Consider the following 16,657-nt stretch of genomic DNA (forward strand, 5'->3'; position numbering starts at 1 on the left):
CAAGTCTACGCAGGCTTGGCGTATAAGTGTGTAACTAATTGTTCGTAATTGAGTTACAGCAGAGCGTCGAGGAGAGGAGTTATGAACAAGCGGATTGTTGGAGCGGTCCTCGGTATCGTGGCCGTCGCGTTTTCCTCAAGCGTCAGCGGGTTTGCGGGCCCAATCGGAGCAGTCGGAGACTTGTACCTGACCTCGCCCAACAGTGGGCAGGTCCAGCAGTTCGACGGAACGACGTACGCCTACGTGGGCCCCTTCACCCAGGCCGGCACGCTGAACGCCCCGGTCGGCCTGCTGTTCCGGCCCGATGGGAATTTGCTGGTCGGTGGCGCGGACCCGGTGTCCGGCAATAACGTCGTCAAGGAATACGACAATCTCGGCAACTTCATCCGCACATTCGCACAGGTAAACGGTCGCGACCTCGCCAACGGACCTGGATCGGATGTCCTGGTTGCCGCCGCCAGTGACGGCGTGCTGCGCTTCGATGGCTTGACGGGCGCGCCGCTCGGGTCCTTCACGAGCGGCTACACCTTCACATCGGCCCAGGGAATCGGGTTTGCCGGGCCGAGCGGCAACCTGTTCGCTCTGGACCAGATCGGCACGAGTCCCGCCAGCCGCATCGTCGAGTTCGACGGCAGCACCGGTGTGTACATCCGGACTATCGCGACCAACCTGGTTTTTCCCTTCGACCTGGGCGTCGGGCCGAACGGGAACGTGTTTGCCACGCAGCTTCAGGCGTTCGGCGCACCAGCGGATGTGACCGAATACGACCCTGTCAGCGGGGCCCTCGTCGGCAGTTACGATACGCCCAACAGCACGTTTGGAATTGGCTTGGATTTCAATCCCGCGTCGGGCCGTCTGCTGGCGAGCATGCGCAACCCCGACGGCTTTGCCGAATTCGCCGTCGGTGGCGGGTATCTCAATACGTACCTGACGGCCGGATTTCAGCCGAACAAGATCGCCTTCAAGGTTCCCGAGCCGGCTACGCTCGGTTTGCTGCTGGTCAGCCTGATTCTGGCCGGGCGGCGACACTAGCGGATCGTCGCGTCCCAGCTGCCGCACGGGACAACGCCGCATCAGTATTCGGCAGAGCACGAATGGAGATCTCAGCATGAGTGCGAGAGGAGTCGCTCTTTGCGCCGCTGTGGTTGGTTTTGTCCTCACGCCATCGACTTGGGCCAGCACGGTCGCGCTGTACCACCTGGATGAGCTGACAGGGATGACAGTGAGCGATTTCGTCGGCGGTCATTCGCTGACGCAACTCCAGGACGAACCGACAGAAGGTCAACCTGCGCAGCCGGGCTTCGGAACCGCGGTGGGCGGATGGACGACCTGGGCTGGGGCCTATCGCACGACCACGTTCCCCAACCTCACGGGAAGCTGGACCATTGAGTTCTTTTTCAACTCCTTCGGAAATCCGATCTTCGACCCGAACCCGGTCGAATTTGGTGCCAGCGCGGTCGATCGCTTCCGTATCGCGCCCAACCAGGGGCATGCCTTCGAGTATCGGACAAGCAGCTTCGTGCTTACCACGGGCTACGTGGACTACGACTCCAACTGGCACCATGTCGCGCTGACGTGGGACGCCGCGACCAGCCGTTTCACATTGTTCTACGATGGCGTGCTCAAAGCGTCGCTCATCGGCGTGGTCGCAGACACCACCTTCTTGTCCGTCGGCTGTGCGAATGACAGCCAATGGGTTTTCGCAGGGCGGGTCGACGAGGTGCGCGTCTGCGACACGGTGGTCTACACGGGCGACTTCACGCCCCCGGCCGTTCCCTTCGGAGAAACCGATCTCGGGGCCTGCTGCCACGCGGACGGTTCATGCAGCGACATCGCGGCGGCCGACTGCACGGGAATCTGGCTGGGCGCTGGCAGCGCCTGCGCGACGAATCCGTGCCTCATGACTGGAGCGTGCTGTCAAGGCGATGGCACCTGCATTCTCACCGAAGAATGGAATTGTCCAGGCACGTGGCTGGGGGGTGGCGCGATTTGCGATTCTCTCACGTGCCTGGGGGCTTGCTGTGCCGCGGACTACACCTGCAGCTTGATGCTACAGCCGGACTGCGGCGGGCAGTGGAACGGCGCCGGGAGTAGTTGCGAGCCCAACCCCTGCCTTGAAACGCTCACGGTCGCCCTCTATCACCTGGACGAGCCGTACGGAAGCACAGTCCTGCGGGATGTCCATGGGACTCTACCGCTCTGGCCTATCGCTGCCGGGAGTACTTGTGCTAAGCCCGGACAGCCAGGCTTCGGCACTTCCGTCGGGGTGTGGCAGGCCTATGATCAGGCGTATTGGACCCACGCCTTTCCAAACCTCACCGGCGACTGGACCATCGAGTTTTTTGTCAACGCGCTGGCTGATGGCGGTGCATCGTTTGGCGATCCATGTCCCGTCGAGTTCGGGCCATCGTCGGAGTACCGCTTCCGTTTTGCGCCGAACCAGGGCCACGCGTTCGAGTACCGCGGCAGCGAGTTCGTCGTCAGCACGGGGTACGTAGACTATGACGCCAATTGGCATCACGTCGCGCTGACGTACCGCGAAAGCACGACGGAGTTGTCGCTGTTCTGGGATGGGCAGCTTCGCGGGCAACAGATCGCGATTGTGCCGCAAACGGACTACCTGGCGATCGGAAATTCCGACGGATCGAACGACGTATTCGCGGGGCTGGTGGACGAACTGCGCGTCTCCCAGCTCGTGCTTTACAGTGGGGATTTCGTGCCACCGACGCAGCCGTTTGAGTTCCCTGGGTCCAGTGCTTGCTGCCTCGATGACGGTTGGTGCATGATGACTACGGAGGCCGCGTGCACAGGAACGTGGCTGGGCGCGGGAACCAGTTGCGCTACCAGTCCGTGCCCAGCGCCGACCGGTGCCTGCTGTCTGGTCGACAATACCTGCACGGTTACCACGCAATGGATGTGCGCCGGCGTGTGGCACGGTGCCGGTACTACCTGTGAAACCGTCCTGTGCCCCTTTAGCACGTTCGTGGGCGGCCTGGGGGATCTGCCGGGTGGCAACTCGATGAGCGAAGCCTGGGCCGTTTCCGAGGATGGGCTGGTGGTGGTAGGACGGAGCAGTTCCACTCCTGGGGACGCGGAGGCTTTCCGTTGGACTGCTCAATCCGGCATGTCTGGACTGGGCGCCTTGCCAGGCGGTGGGCTGCACAGTCTTGCCAAGGGCGCGTCGTACGACGGGTCCGTCGTCGTCGGTTTCAGCGCGTCGGCCAACGCATCCGGCGGCACGACAGAAGCGTTTCGGTGGACGGCTTCGACCGGCATGGTGGGCTTGGGCGATTTGCCGGGCGGTCCGTTCGACAGCGAAGCCTGGGGCGTATCCGGCGATGGCGCGATCGTCGTCGGCGGGGCGAACGGCCTGTACAACGGAGGTTCCTTGTCCGGGGAGCAGGCCTTCCGGTGGGCAGAGGCCGACGGCATGGTGAGCTTGGGAAACCTCTCCGGCAACCCATACTTCAGTGTCGCTCGCGCGATCTCCAACGACGGCGTCACGATTGTCGGCCAGAGTGACGAAAGCGATTCATGCCCGTACATGGCCTTTCGCTGGACAGCCCCCGAGGGGATGGTGGGCTTGGGCGATCTGCCAGGTGGCTCATGCCACAGCCTGGCACGCGGCGTGTCCGCGGACGGCGCCGTGATCGTCGGGTCGGGCAACGCCGATGCTGGAAACGGCGCATTCGTTTGGACCGCGGCGAGCGGGATGGTCAGCATCGGTGATTTGCCCGGTGGGTACGTGTACGCCGAGGCTTGGGATGTTTCTGCCGACGGTTCAGTGGTTGTGGGGCTAGGGTCCACGGACGACGGCGAACGGGCGTTCATCTGGGATGCGGCGCACGGGATGCGCGAATTGAGCATCGCGCTCGTCACGGAATTCGGTCTTGACCCGGTGAACTTGGAGGGCTGGACCCTGAACGAGGCCCGCGGGATTTCCGGTGACGGCAAGACCATCGTCGGCATCGGGCACAACCAACTTGGAAGAACGGAAGCCTGGATCGTTCGCCTGCCGGCCGCACGCGGTGATCTGAATTGTGACGGGCGAGTGAGCTTCGGCGACATCAATCCGTTTGTGCTCTTCCTGTCCAGCTACGACGCCTGGTTGAACGCCTACCCAGGCTGCAACCCGGTCAACGGCGATATCAACGGCGACGGCGTCTATCCCAGCTTCGGCGACATTAATCCGTTTGTCGCGCTGCTCGCGGGCGGGTAATGGCGTGGCACGTTCGGCGGGCTGCCGACGGTGGCGCCGCTCACAGACTTCAGGGGCTCATCGTGAAGCCGCAGTACGACCAGGATCACCATGAAACGAGCGCGTCAATTACGTCGGCCATCCTCGCACCGGACCAGGCGACTTCTTCTACTAGCTGCCGGGATCGGAGGGGTTGCCCTCGCCGTACACATGGGGTGCCTCGAGTCACACCCGCGACCGCGCGCCCGCGTCGAAGCGCAGGCGAACCCGCGGGCCGTGGATGTCGAGTCGATCCGCATTTGCTACGACCCACATCGCTACTGCAGCCACCCGCGCGAGGTGCTCTTTCAGTACTTCGGCGACGGCGAAATGATTCTCGGGCATTACCACGCTCCCTGCGCGTACGAGGATCCCGCCGAACTGGATCACTATGCCGTTCAGGACCGGTGCGTCGTTCTGATGCAGCGCAGTCATGACGGCGGACGCACGTGGCCTCAAGAAGACCAGACTGTCTTGTTTGATCAACGCCTGTCGCCGGAACGCAAGCAGGCGTTCCTGTTCCCGGCGCGCGCCCGGCGGCAGACGTTGAACATGTTCCAGCCGAATGCTGTCTTCTTTTTCGGTCGCACCTTCTATCCGCCGGAGCATGTCCAGACGCCAGTCTGTTTTGCGCTGCGTTCTGCCGACCGCGGCCGCAACTGGGAGGACGTGCCCACGATCATTACCTCTCCAAGCGGTCCCGGAGTTTGGGTGCATCGCCACGCGCCGCCGGTCATCCGCATGCCAGATGGCAAGAGGCTGCTGGCGGTCTTTCAGGCCGGAGACCCCGACCACCCGACGCTGGCGGGGGCCGAGCCCGCGATCTTCTCCAGCGTGGACAACGGCGAGTCCTGGCACTATATGAGCCGACCGATCATCGAGCGGTCCGGTGCCGGACGCTTCACATACGCCGCCCTGTTGCTGTTGCCGGGTGGTGCGCTCCATTGCTACACGCTCCACATCGACCCCGACGCTGAAGCAGTTAGCGGGCTCTGCAACGCCATCTGCCTGTCGACATCCTCAGACGACGGCGCTACATGGGCGCCACCGGTCGCCATCACGGACGGCCGTGCACTGTGCTGGGGTCGGCCGCGTACCGGGCCCTACGAGCTGGTGGCCGGCCAGCCACCAACACTCGCCGGCCGTTTCTATCGCTCCCCCTGGCCGATCCGGCTGCACGACGGGCGCATCCTCGTGATTTTTGCCCGGCGAAGAGTACCCTATGGGATTGGCGGCATCGTCAGCGCCGACGAGGGCCGCACGTGGAGCGCGGAGTTTGTGATCCAGGCCGACAGCGCCGGGCCTGACATGGGCTATCCGGTTGGTTGCGAACTCGAGGACGGGCAGATCTTCGTGGCCTACTACGCGCAGGCCGATGACGGTAACCGCCTGGGTGGAACGCGCTACATCGCTGGTGCTCGGTTCCGCATCGAGACGGTATCGGACGCAGGCGCCGTACCGCGCTGACCCGCGCAGGTTCCGGGTGTCACCGGACAGGTTAATTGCGCCACGTGACACATTGGCTTCAGGCAGGACGCCCCACCCCAGTTGTTTGTACACGGTGCGCGGCAGCTCGATGCGCTCGATCCCCGCCCGAAGTTCGACCACGAAGCCGTCCGGATCGTCGAGGTGGCGTCGCAACCAGTGCTCGGCCGTCGTCGCCTCGGCGATCTCCGCCAGGCTGAATCCCTCCAGGTCCAGGAATACCACCGGTCCGGCGAGCGACTCGCTGGCTGACTTGAGCACCGACCCTTGCGGTGAGCCAGTCAGCACGTACTGGCCGGGGGTTCGCTTGCGGTCCACGCGCCGCTTGATCGCCGCCACGAGCTCGGGCGCGAACTGAATCTCATCGAGCACGACTGGCGGAGGGTGGTTACCTGACGTTCGATCATCTTGATGTCACCGCCAGGAGTCCAGGCGTTAATGACAATCCATCAGCGGGTGGCATACCATTACAGAAACCGCTGGTAGCCCAGGGTCACCGAGGGTCCCGTCCGAATCTACCGTGGTGGTTGCCCAGCAGCACAACGAACACGGTCCGCGCCCGTGCCGAGCCCCTGCTTTCGGCCGACACAGTACAGTCGTTGGCTCGTTCGGATGAATAATTGGCCCTGGGCAACGGCGACTGTGGAGCGGACCATGTCCTCCTCATCCTCCCCCATCGGAATCGTCCGGAGGACCACGCCATTCTCGGCGTTCACCACCGACACCGCGCCGCTGGAGTTGATCAAGTAGACCCGCCCATCCGCACCGGTTGGGGAGGCCTCGTACTTGGCGCGCCCCGGTGCTTTGATCGACCACTTGACCTTGCCGGTGGCCGGTTCGACGCGCGAGAGGGTCTTGCGCAGATCGCTGAGCACGAAGAAATCGCCCTGATAGAACAAGGGCGTGGGCACGTCCACCGACATCGCCTCCTCGGCTTTCCAAACCACTTCCGCATCGGCAGTGCCCGTCGCCCCTCTTGCCCTGACGGCATGAACAGCAGCCCTCGGCGGGCAACCCAGAATGACCCCAGTCCCGGCCACGGGCGACGCGACCTGACGCCAAATAGTGCTGCGGTCGGGATTCCAGGAGGCGGAGCGCCAAAGCTCTTTGCCGGTGGCGGGATCATGGCCCGTGAGGCAATCGCCGCCGACCAACAACAACTCCGCCCGATCACCCACCGTAAACGGCAGGGGAGATGCGTACGACTCGCGCGATTCGGCTACGGCGTCGGTCGGACGGATGTGCCGCCAGAGTTCCTTACCTGTGTCGGGATTCATGGCCAACAGGTACGAATCGTTCGGACCATCCGCCCGTCCCCGGCCATTCACTGGGACGTCGCGCTGTAGAACCTGCAGATAAAGGACGTTCCCGAACAGAAGGGGCGTGCTTGAGAAGGCCCAGAGGAACGCAAACTGGCCGTAGTCGGTTTCGATATTGCGGGACCAGAGCTTGACGCCCTGGAAGTCGAAGGCGACCAACTCGCCATTCCCGTAGAAGAAGATGACCCGCTTGCCATCGGTGGAAGGGGATGGATTGGCCAAGGTGGTTCGCTCGTCGCGCCGAATTCCGCTGGCTATTTGACGTTGCCACAGCACGGAACCGGTTTTGCGATCCACGGCCACCGCCAGGAGCGCCTGGTTCTTCAAGTCGGTGGAGGAGACGAATACGTAGTTGTCCCAGATCACCGGTGTCGCGCCGCTGGGCCCGGGCAACGGCACACTCCAAGCGACATTCTCCGTTTTTGACCATTCGGCAGGCAAGCCGGTCTCAGCGCTGGACCCATTGTAGGCTGGGCCACGCCAATGCGGCCAATTCTCGGCCCAGGCCTTCACCGAGGCGAGCGGGAAGCACGCCGCGACCACCAACAGCCAGCGCAAACCGTGTCTCTTCGGTTCCATCAGCCGACATTTTCCATATGACCTGGACCTTTTCAACCTCCGCCTTGTGAGGTCGATGTACTCAATCGCGTGGTCGGTACGGCAGCACGTTTCGGCGATCTCGATGCAGGCCACGGTCCGCCACAACTGAGGTGAGCAGCGAATCCACTGCCGCGACTGGCGCGGGCGCTTGAGCTCGATTCCCGCGGGCCGGACGGAGCTAGTCGGCTGCGTCCGCCCGCGGCTCGGCAGGTGGGAGGAGTGTAGGACTGGGACGAGGCGCCCCCCTTCGTGCCTCCAGATGCGGGTGATACAGACCGGTCCCCAGGAAGCTCTCGGAAGCCACGAGGCCATCATAGAACCGCGCGCGCCGAGCCGCCACCGCTCGTGACGCGGACTTGGCAGCACGGGTGGATTCCATGCGCGCGAAGTCCGCCAGCCCGCGTAGCACATGACGCGTGCGGATCTGCAGTTTGCGTGCCGTGCGCAGGCACGCCCTGACCAGCTTCACCATGCCTGGGCCGGTCTGCGAACCACGCAACGCGAGCTTTTCAACGACCGCGAGCGCGTTCTCGAATACGCCCATGAGACGATTGAGCACGACAAGTTCCTTGGCCAGGGCCCTGCCCGTTTCGCGCGAACTACGCGCGGATACGCTTGGGATCGGCTTGCGCAGCAGTACGTCGGCCTTGCCCGTGGCGGCCTTCGCGCGCTGCAGAATGACCAACAGACGCAGCCCCGTGGGGACGTAGTTATACGTCACCCAACCGGAGCCCGTACAGAAGTCACACGCTGCCACGCCGACGCCGACACAGCGTTCGCAGACCTTCTGATCACGGTGATAGCCGCGACCGTCGCAGGCGTCACAACGATCGAGCCCGCTCTTGCAGTAGAAGCACTCCTTTAGCGCAAACGCCTTCGCGAGCCGCAGTGTCTCGGTCCGCCCAACGACCTTCATGAGCCAGCGCGCCAAGTCTGGGCGATCCGGGAGCAGCTCGTGCGCCACGCCGTCCATGAACAGCCGCACAGCCTCGTTCGAGCGTCCACGCTTGAGGCACGCCTTGAGACGCCGGGCGAATTTCTGCACGGGGTCCTGCCTGGTCGGTCGTGGTGCGTTGTCTGACTGCTCCGCCGACATGCCATGTTCCTCGCCCGCGGCTTGTCCACGATTCTACGAGCCGGCGCCGCGGCGCGGAAGGCCTCGCGCGAACGCTACACAGCCGGGGACCGGTCCGTAACCCAGGCGGGGACGATCGCGAACTCAGGGGAAGCGAGATACCGATCAGGTCGCGCTCCGCACGTCCAGATCGGCCCGGAGTTCGCTCTCCTCGTGTCGGTGATAGACTGTGCGGTGCGGAAACGGGATTTCGATGCCCAGTTCATCGAAGCGCTTCTTGATCCGCCGCAGCAGCTCGCGTTTCACCGTCCACTGCATCATCGGCCTGGTCTTGATGAAGAACTTGATGAAAACGGCCGAGTCACCAAGTTGGTCCACGCCCAGCATCTCGGGACTCTCGAGGATCAGTCCCCGGAAGTTCGGGTCGCGTCGCAGCTCCTTGGCCAGTTCAACCAACTCCTGCATCACGCGGTCCACGTCCTCCTTATAGGCCACGCCGATCTCGAACAAGGCCCGGGACCAGCCGTGTGTCAGATTGCTGACGGTGGTGATGTGGCCATTGGGGATGAAATGCACGACGCCTTCGAGGTCACGCAGCACGGTCATCCGGAGTGTGACGCGCTCGACCAGGCCAGCCGTGTCGGCGATCTTCACGACGTCGTTCACGCCGTACTGACTCTCCAGCAGGATCATGAACCCGGTGAAGTAGTCGCGGATCAGGTTCTGGGCACCGAAGGCAACCGCCAGACCCGCGACGGCCGCGCCGCCCAGGAGGGGCACGATGTTCACGCCGAGTTCCGCGATAATCATGAGAATCCCAGCGGGGATGATGGCCACGCGCACTGCGTTGTGGAACACGTCGAGCAGGGTCTTCGCGCGGTTCTCGCGTTCCTCCTTCGTGCCCTGCTCGCCCCGTCGCGCGACGAGTGCCACGACACGCTTCTCGACCAGCCGCGCCACCCAGAGGATTGCGATCATGCCGGCGATGATCCCCAGTACTCGCGGGCCGTGAACCATGCACCAGCGCAGGAGATTCTGCGGCGACAGCGGGTTTTCGAGTGCTTCGACCTTCTTGCGCGCCGACTCGGCCTCGCTCTGTTTTTGTTCGGCCGCCTGCAGCGCGGCGATCTGGTCGCCCTGAAGCGTGCTAAGTTCGGACTGTAGCTGGCCGATGCGATCCGTGCGCTCGCGGATTTCCGCGCGCGCTGCGCTCAGCCGCTGCCGGGATTCAGCCACATTCTGCCGCAGTTCGCCGAGCTCGGCCTGTGGTACGCCCTCCTCCCATTTGCGCTGCAGCTCTTCGTAAAGCGCACGCTCGGTCTCTTGCGCATTGTCGGCCTGCCGGCGCGCGGTTTCGAGCAACTTGTGCTCCAGCTCGATATTCTTGTGCAGCGCGCCGACGCGTTCGGTGATCGACTGGGCGTCCTGCTCGGCCTCCTGGGCCTCAGCCTCCTTCTGGGTCGCCTGTTCCCGGGCCCTGCGGAGCTCCTTGCTGACCGGGGCGGCGGACTGCGCGGCCGGCGGGTTTGGCCCGGCGTCGGCAGCCGAAGGGCCAGCGGGCGTCTCAGGACTCGCTGTCGGGGCCGTGCTCACCCCCGCCGGTCCGGGCGGCGTTTCTGTCACCGGTTGGGCGCGCTTCCGGTCCTCGGCAAGAGGACCGGCTGGCGGCGTGATCGGCGCTGAAGGCGTACTCTCGGCTGCGGCGGGTGGAGCGACCGTTGGTTGTGTCGACGCCGACGGCTCGGTTTCGCCCTTCAGTTTCTTGAGCGCGTCCACGTCCTTCTGGATCTTCTGCTCCAGCACCGCGAACTGCTGTTGAAGCGTCTTGCGCTCCTTGATCGCCAGATCGAAACGGTCCTTGGCCAGTCGCCATTTCGCCTCGAGAGCCGTCGCATCCGTTTCACGCGCGGTTACGGGCTCCTCAGCCCCGTCGGCGCGGAGGTCCTGCGACTTCCTCTCCTGTTCGAGCTCGCGGTCCAGGGAGGTGAATTCCGTTTCGGCCTGCGCGTATTCTCCTTCGGGGTCGTCCAACCTGGCACGCAAACCGTCCAACTGCGCGCGCGACTCGTCGACGGTGCGCTGCAGGCGGGCGATCCTCTCGGCATCGCTGAGTGGCTGCGCGCGCGCTTCGACGGATTCCTGTGCCACACCCGTCCCGGCCGGCTGCGTTGTGGCCACCGGCGAGCTGGCCGGCTCTTGTGCGCGCCCCGCCGCAGCGTGGAGCAACAGAGGCAGCAGAGACAGCGACATGATTCGGTGGGTCATCCGTTCAGCCCTCACAAGATCGCAGCGACTCAGAGGCCACGTGCTCCAGGCTGGCCGGCGTGCACAGCGCGCGTTCAGCCGGCGGTGGCGCACCATTGGGCATGAACGCCGGCTCACGAGCCCGTGCGGCGCGAACCACCCGCTTGCCGCCCCCGCCGCGTGTTGGACACTTGTGCTGTGATACCGTGCTCAACTCCTTGAGTTTCAGTAGGTCCTGCGGACGCAACGCGCGGTGCTGGACGGCTGTGCCGACGGCCGCACTTGTCCAGTCCCTTCGGATGTCGCTTACTGGGGCGCGGGCGGCGTTGTCTCCGCCGAACGGCGGGTGGCGTCTGCCGCTTTTGGCAGGGCAGCGCTTACGATGGCGGCCAGCCGTTGCAACATCGCGCGCATTAACGTGCGCTCCCACTCATCGAGCTTCGCCAGTTCCCGACGGACGCCCTCCTGCAACGCCGAGGGCGTCCCGCGCAGGACGCGTTTCCCCTCCTCCGTGATGGCAGCCTGCACCGTGCGGCGATCGGCGCCGCCGCGCGTCCGCGTGGCAAGACCGCGCTTTTCGAGTCGGTCGAGGATGCCGGTCAGTGTGGGTTGGCTCATCTGGAGTGCCCGGGCCAGCTCTCCGACCACGGTGATCCCGAGTCGATCCAGCTCCTGCAGCGTCGTGAACTGGGGTCCCGTCACCTGGGTCCGCAGCACGTTGGCGGCCGCAGCAGTGTCGCGCGTGGCAGAGCCCCCGCGCCGAATCAGCGGCTCACCCTGTCCCAGAAGTGCCTTGCGATCCATGCGAATCGAACTCACGCCGCTCGCAGCCAGCTCCGGCAGCTGAAAATCTAACGTCGCCAGCATTTTGGCCAAGATCCGTTCCAGCCCACGAGCGTTGGTGCGGTTGCGAATCGCGATGTCAACGATCGCGTCGAAGGCATCATCGGATAGCAGCAGTTCGACCCCGTGCTGCGCGAACCACCGGCGCTGCCGCACCAAGGGCGATTCCTCCGTGTCGCGCAGGATGCCCACCAGGTCGTCCCGACTCAGCGATGTGACCGTCGAGATCACCGCGAACCGTCCCAGAAACTCCGGGATGAAACCGTATGCCTCCAGGTCCTGCAGCTCACCACGCGCGAGCAACTCGTCGTCACTCAGGGCCGACGGATCCTCCTCGCAGACGCGGAATCCGAACGTGGACCCCGCGCTGATGCGACGCCGAATCAGTTCCGGCAGGCCGCTGAACGCCCCGGTACAAATGAACAGCATCCTGGACGTGTTGAGCGTGCATCCGGATACCGAATCGAAGCGAACCTCGACCGGGCAACCATCCAATGGTGCCAGCAGGCTCGTCTGCACGCCCTCGCCGGCGATGTCCCGAGAATTGACCTCCTGACGACGGACCTTGTCGATTTCATCGAGGAACACGATGCCGCGCTCGGCGAGCTCCGTGCTGCCGCGCGTCGCCGAAAGCAATCGGCGAAAAACGGACTCGAGATGTTCACCGACATAGCCGTTCTCGACCAGACTCGCGGCGCTGCCGAAGGCAACCGGCACGCCAAGATGCTCGGCGAGCGTGGTCACAAGGAAGGTCTTGCCCGCGCCAGTCGGCCCCAGTAACAACACGTGCCGCTTACCGAACGGAGATAGCGAGCCTGGGTGGTTTTCGCCATACGCGAGCGCGAGATAATGGCGGTAGACGCACGACGCGAGGTCGCGCTTGGCCCGCGCCTGTCCGCGTACAAAGCGATCGAGGTGCTGCACTATCTCCGCGGGAGTCGGCAGAGTCTTCCACGCCGGCATGGCCGTTTCCCCTGCGCTGCGCGGCACATCGCGACTCCTCATGGGCCGCCCAAGCCCGCCGAGTACGCGATGGCGAAGCCGCAGATCGCCATCCTACCCGACGCCGCAAGTGGAATTCGGCGCAGATGCTGGGGCTGTCACGGGAGCGCTTGCGTGGTAATTGACAGGCAGCGAAGTCCGAGATGTTCTCGCTTGAGCAACATCAGTTCCTGACAATTGTCCAGAGCGAAATGGTCGTTCAACCCCCTGGGTGTCAACGGCGGTTGCAAAGTGCAGCGCCTAGGGGGTTGCCGATGGTCGGTCGAGCAGTGCGGCGCCCTGGCCCCGTCGGCCGCGTCTGCCATCTCACGGTTGGAACACCGACTCCACTTCGCTCCCACTCTCGGTTGCCCGCCGCACCGTCGCTCGGAGCGCTGCCAGCTTCGCTCGCCAGTCGGCGGCCTTCAGCGCATACCCGCACTCCGGGGCCGCTGCGTTCCACTCCTGGTAGAAGCTCAGCATCGCGCTAGCGACTTGGTGGGCTAGGTCGGAATCAAGCCCGGTGGTTTGCTCGGCCGAGTCCGCCGCCGCCAGGAAATAGGTCTCCGCTTCCGCGTACTTGCGGCGCTGCGCCAGACACATGCCCAGCCCCAGCGAGGCGCGGGTCCGAATGAGAATCTCCCGCGAACCGCTGGCCTCCGCAACATTCTGCCGGAAGGCGTCTTCGGCTTCGTCCAGACGCCCGCGATGCTGCAGCACGACCGCCAGCACGTCGCGGGCATAAAGATTGTTGAAATGACCGGGCTGGAACGCGCGCTCGTAACCCGCCAAGGCGTGCCGCGCCAGGTCTTCGGCGCGCTCCAAGTCGGTGTCCAGGCGCGCCAGGATGCGGGCCAAGCAGCGCTCCGCGCGATACGTATCGAGGTTCTCATCACCGCTGAATCGTTGGTGGCAGGCCAGGGCCTTCTCGGCGACGTCTCGCGCCTCAGTCAACTGGTCGGCCTCACCCAACGAACGCGCCAGATAGACCATCTGGTAGGCGGTGAACGGATGGTCCTCACCGTACTCGGCTATGTAACCGTCCACCACCGCGCGGCTCGCCTCGGCGGCCTCGCGGTAACACCCCAAGTCGTAGAGCGCGTCAGCGGCACCTTCGGCGGCGCGCAGGTACAGAAGCCGCGATTGTGGACGAAGGGCCAAGACGCGCATGACGTCGCGGTTGATAGCCAGGGACTCGGCGGCGCGGCCGATGTCGCTGAATGCCGACGCAAGCTCGAAACGCAGTTCGACCACCTGCTCGTCGTATTCCTCGCGCGCAGCGGCCGCGGCGCTGGAGAGCTCGCGCAGGAATCCCACCGCTGCTTCGAAGCGCCCGTCGGCTGCGAGCGCGCGGGCCACGTGGGTGGCGAAGGTGCGGGTCATGACGTCGGCGGGCCCGCGCGCCGCCCGAACGGACTCGTAGTTCGGGCGGGCCAGCGCCAGGGCCTCGACGGTATGGCCGCTCTGGAACAGGGCGTACGTCAGTCGCTCGACGCTCGCGAGTGTGGCCTCCGCCTGAGGGCCCAACTGCGTCCCCTGAAGCGCGACCGCCTTCTGCAACTGCGTGACCGCCGGCTCAAACTGGCCGCTTTCCGCCAGTGTCTTGCCGAGGACGTAACGCAGCTCAGCCTCGACGAATGGGTCCAGCTCCGCCTCATCTAGACGCCGAACGGCCTCCTGCAGTAGATCCACGACCGTCGCAATCTCTCCGTCTTGGCCGGCATAGAACGTCCTGGTTCCGGCCGACGAGCCCCCGGCGGTACGCCGGCCACTCAGTGGGTTGGCGGAACCAAAAACATCCGTGAGACACGCGAGCACGCGCTGCTTGCGTTGCTCGGCGACCAACGCACGGTCGCGCTCTTGTGCGGCGCGGTGCTGCGCGACCAGCGCGATCGCCAGCGCGATCGTGAGCGTCACGAGCAAAGCGGCCCCAAACGCCACCGGCACACGGTAGCGTCCCAATGTCTTGCGCAACACGTACATCGCGCTATCGCCTTTGGCCTCGATGGGTTCGCCCGCCAAGTAGTGGCGGATGTCGTCGGCCAGGTCGGCGGCCGACTGGTAACGCCGGTCGCGCTCTTTGTGCAAGCACTTCAAGACAATGGTTTCCACTTCGTCGTCGATCTGTTTCGCGACCATGCTGGGGCGCACCGGCTCGGCTCGCAGGATCCGGTCCAGCACGTCGCGCAGGCCGCCCGTCACGTCGTATGGGAACTTCCCGGTCAGCAGTTGATAGAGAATGACGCCCAGCGAGTACACATCGGTGCGCACGTCGATTTTACCGGGTTGGCCTTCGGCTTGCTCGGGGCTGGCGTATGCCAGCGTCCCCTGAAACACACCGGGCTCCGTGAGATCCGTGTAATCCGCGCCAGGCTCCACGATGCGCGCCAGGCCGAAGTCAAGCACCTTCGGCTGCCCATCGGCCGTGACCAGGATGTTCGACGGCTTGAGATCGCGGTGGATGACGCCGCGCTGGTGCGCATAGTGCACGGCGTCGCACACACGCCGAAACAGCTCCAGCGTGTCGCGCGGCGACAGCTGGTGGTCCCGCACATAGTCCGTCAATGCGGTGCCAGCCACGCGCTCCATCGCAAAGTAGTACCAACCTTCCGGACTGCAGCCGGCTTCGTGAATGGCGGCGACGCCCGGATGTGCGAGCCGCGCGAGGGCTTGGCCCTCGCGGTGAAACAGGCGCGGCGTAAGCTCATCGAGGTAAGGCAGTGCCCGCATGACCTTCAGTGCGACGGTCCGGCGAGGGCAATCCTGCTCCGCCTCATAGACCACGCCCATCCCGCCGTGACCGAGAATCCCCTGAATCGTGTAGCCGCCGATGTGCGTACCGGCGGGAGGTGGTTCCGGGGCGGTGAACCAGGATGATCCGCGGGCGGACGACGGCAATTCAAGAAAACTGCCCGCGCGCGAGTCGCTGGCCAGGAGGTCCTGGAGCTCGGCTGCGATGGACGGGTCCTCCGCTTCTGCGTCCGCGAACAGCACTTGGCGCTCCGCGGGCTCGAGCTCGAGCGCCGCATGGTAGAGCTCGCGAATTCGTTCCCAGCGCTGGCTGTCCATGCACTCCTCGAATCCTCAGCCGACAATCAGCCCGCGTCCATCTCGCGCAGCAGCCACGCCCGTGCGAGGCGCCAGTCCCCGCGGACCGTGCGCTCGGAGACCTCCAGGAGCTGCGCGGTTTCCGCTTCGGACAGCCCGGCGAAGAACCGTAGCTCGATGATCTGCACCTGGCGCGGCGCGATCTGCTCGAGCTTCTGCAGCGCGTCGTTAAGCGCGAGCAGGTCGTGGGCGCTGTTCTCATACACGACAAGTTGATCCTCGAGCGGCAACGGTTTCTGGCCGCTACCGCGTTTGATTCGCCGGCGCCCGCGCGCGTAATCGACGAGGATGCAGCGCATGACCGCGGCGGCGGCGCAGAAGAAGTGCCGCCGGTTCTCCCACTGTGGCGGGGATTTCCGTGCGAGGCGCAGCCACGCTTCGTTAACGAGGGCGGTCGGCTGCAGGGTGTGCCGCGCGTCGGCGCGCAGGCGGTCGTTTGCCAGCATGCGCAGCTCGTCGTAGACGAGCGGCAGGAGGCGCTCCACGGCTTCGCGGTCGCCCTCGGCGACGCGCCGCAGGACGGTCGTGATCTCGCCGGGCAACGCAGTCATCTGCACGGTTCCTGAGCAGCCGCGCCACGCAGCCCCGGGGGCGTGACGACCCGAACACTCTTTGAATTATATGCGCTCCCGTCCGAGGCCGGCCCGTTTTGCGCCGTCACTCTTTGCCGCCCAACGCCCGCGACGTCGTCTGTACTGCCGAAGGGACCGCCGGCAGAGCCGTGACGTACGGCGCGAGGCGGTCCGGAGTTTGCCGAAGGGAAAT

10 protein-coding genes are annotated in these 16,657 nt (G+C 64.9%); 2 read left to right on the top strand and 8 right to left on the bottom strand.

Annotation, left to right across the window (positions count from 1 at the left end):
* The first annotated feature begins 81 nt into the window (after positions 1 to 81).
* Together KA383_06665 and KA383_06670 are read left to right on the top strand one after the other, a co-directional pair.
* The gene (locus tag KA383_06665; GenBank protein MBP7745799.1) at positions 82 to 1,032 is read left to right on the top strand and encodes a PEP-CTERM sorting domain-containing protein; all 951 of its coding nucleotides are present in this window, start codon (positions 82 to 84) and stop codon (positions 1,030 to 1,032) included.
* A 76-nt stretch (positions 1,033 to 1,108) separates the two neighbouring features.
* Positions 1,109 to 4,219 (top strand): hypothetical protein, encoded by a 3,111-nt coding sequence (locus KA383_06670; protein ID MBP7745800.1) that lies wholly within the window; start codon positions 1,109 to 1,111, stop codon positions 4,217 to 4,219.
* Between the two features lie 204 nt (positions 4,220 to 4,423).
* Here the strand turns inward: KA383_06670 and KA383_06675 are convergent, their stop codons facing one another.
* The 8 genes from KA383_06675 to KA383_06710 all read right to left on the bottom strand — a co-directional run bounded on the left by KA383_06675 (position 4,424) and on the right by KA383_06710 (position 16,443).
* Complete coding sequence (locus tag KA383_06675; GenBank protein MBP7745801.1) at positions 4,424 to 5,182, bottom strand: hypothetical protein; 759 nt, start codon at positions 5,180 to 5,182, stop codon at positions 4,424 to 4,426.
* 75 nt (positions 5,183 to 5,257) lie between these two features.
* Positions 5,258 to 6,094: an AAA family ATPase gene (locus tag KA383_06680; GenBank protein ID MBP7745802.1), complete on the bottom strand. Its 837-nt coding sequence runs from the start codon at positions 6,092 to 6,094 to the stop codon at positions 5,258 to 5,260.
* Between the two features lie 143 nt (positions 6,095 to 6,237).
* Complete coding sequence (locus KA383_06685; protein MBP7745803.1) at positions 6,238 to 7,620, bottom strand: PQQ-binding-like beta-propeller repeat protein; 1,383 nt, start codon at positions 7,618 to 7,620, stop codon at positions 6,238 to 6,240.
* Between the two features lie 199 nt (positions 7,621 to 7,819).
* Positions 7,820 to 8,737: a hypothetical protein gene (locus KA383_06690; GenBank protein MBP7745804.1), complete on the bottom strand. Its 918-nt coding sequence runs from the start codon at positions 8,735 to 8,737 to the stop codon at positions 7,820 to 7,822.
* A gap of 144 nt (positions 8,738 to 8,881) precedes the next feature.
* Entirely contained in the window at positions 8,882 to 10,966 is a 2,085-nt protein-coding gene (locus tag KA383_06695) for a mechanosensitive ion channel (GenBank protein ID MBP7745805.1), read from the bottom strand.
* A gap of 300 nt (positions 10,967 to 11,266) precedes the next feature.
* A complete protein-coding gene (locus tag KA383_06700; GenBank protein MBP7745806.1) occupies positions 11,267 to 12,766 on the bottom strand; it encodes an AAA family ATPase in 1,500 nt (499 codons plus the stop codon).
* A gap of 345 nt (positions 12,767 to 13,111) precedes the next feature.
* Positions 13,112 to 15,853: a serine/threonine protein kinase gene (locus KA383_06705; GenBank protein MBP7745807.1), complete on the bottom strand. Its 2,742-nt coding sequence runs from the start codon at positions 15,851 to 15,853 to the stop codon at positions 13,112 to 13,114.
* A 26-nt stretch (positions 15,854 to 15,879) separates the two neighbouring features.
* Positions 15,880 to 16,443 (bottom strand): sigma-70 family RNA polymerase sigma factor, encoded by a 564-nt coding sequence (locus KA383_06710; protein ID MBP7745808.1) that lies wholly within the window; start codon positions 16,441 to 16,443, stop codon positions 15,880 to 15,882.
* Positions 16,444 to 16,657 lie beyond the last annotated feature (214 nt).

This window comes from Phycisphaerae bacterium, from assembly GCA_017999985.1.
In the GTDB taxonomy this organism is placed as follows: Bacteria; Planctomycetota; Phycisphaerae; order UBA1845; family Fen-1342; genus JAGNKU01.

Excerpts from the sequence above, each read along its gene's own strand:
- KA383_06685 (MBP7745803.1), bottom strand. The coding sequence starts at position 7,620 with ATGGAACCGAAGAGACACGGTTTGCGCTGGCTGTTGGTGGTCGCGGCG.
- KA383_06695 (MBP7745805.1), bottom strand. The coding sequence starts at position 10,966 with ATGTCGCTGTCTCTGCTGCCTCTGTTGCTCCACGCTGCGGCGGGGCGC.
- KA383_06675 (MBP7745801.1), bottom strand. The coding sequence starts at position 5,182 with ATGGAGCGCACCACCCGGCAACAGCAACAGGGCGGCGTATGTGAAGCG.
- KA383_06690 (MBP7745804.1), bottom strand. The coding sequence starts at position 8,737 with ATGTCGGCGGAGCAGTCAGACAACGCACCACGACCGACCAGGCAGGAC.
- KA383_06705 (MBP7745807.1), bottom strand. The coding sequence starts at position 15,853 with ATGGACAGCCAGCGCTGGGAACGAATTCGCGAGCTCTACCATGCGGCG.
- KA383_06710 (MBP7745808.1), bottom strand. The coding sequence starts at position 16,443 with ATGACTGCGTTGCCCGGCGAGATCACGACCGTCCTGCGGCGCGTCGCC.
- KA383_06700 (MBP7745806.1), bottom strand. The coding sequence starts at position 12,766 with ATGCCGGCGTGGAAGACTCTGCCGACTCCCGCGGAGATAGTGCAGCAC.
- KA383_06670 (MBP7745800.1), top strand. The coding sequence starts at position 1,109 with ATGAGTGCGAGAGGAGTCGCTCTTTGCGCCGCTGTGGTTGGTTTTGTC.
- KA383_06665 (MBP7745799.1), top strand. The coding sequence starts at position 82 with ATGAACAAGCGGATTGTTGGAGCGGTCCTCGGTATCGTGGCCGTCGCG.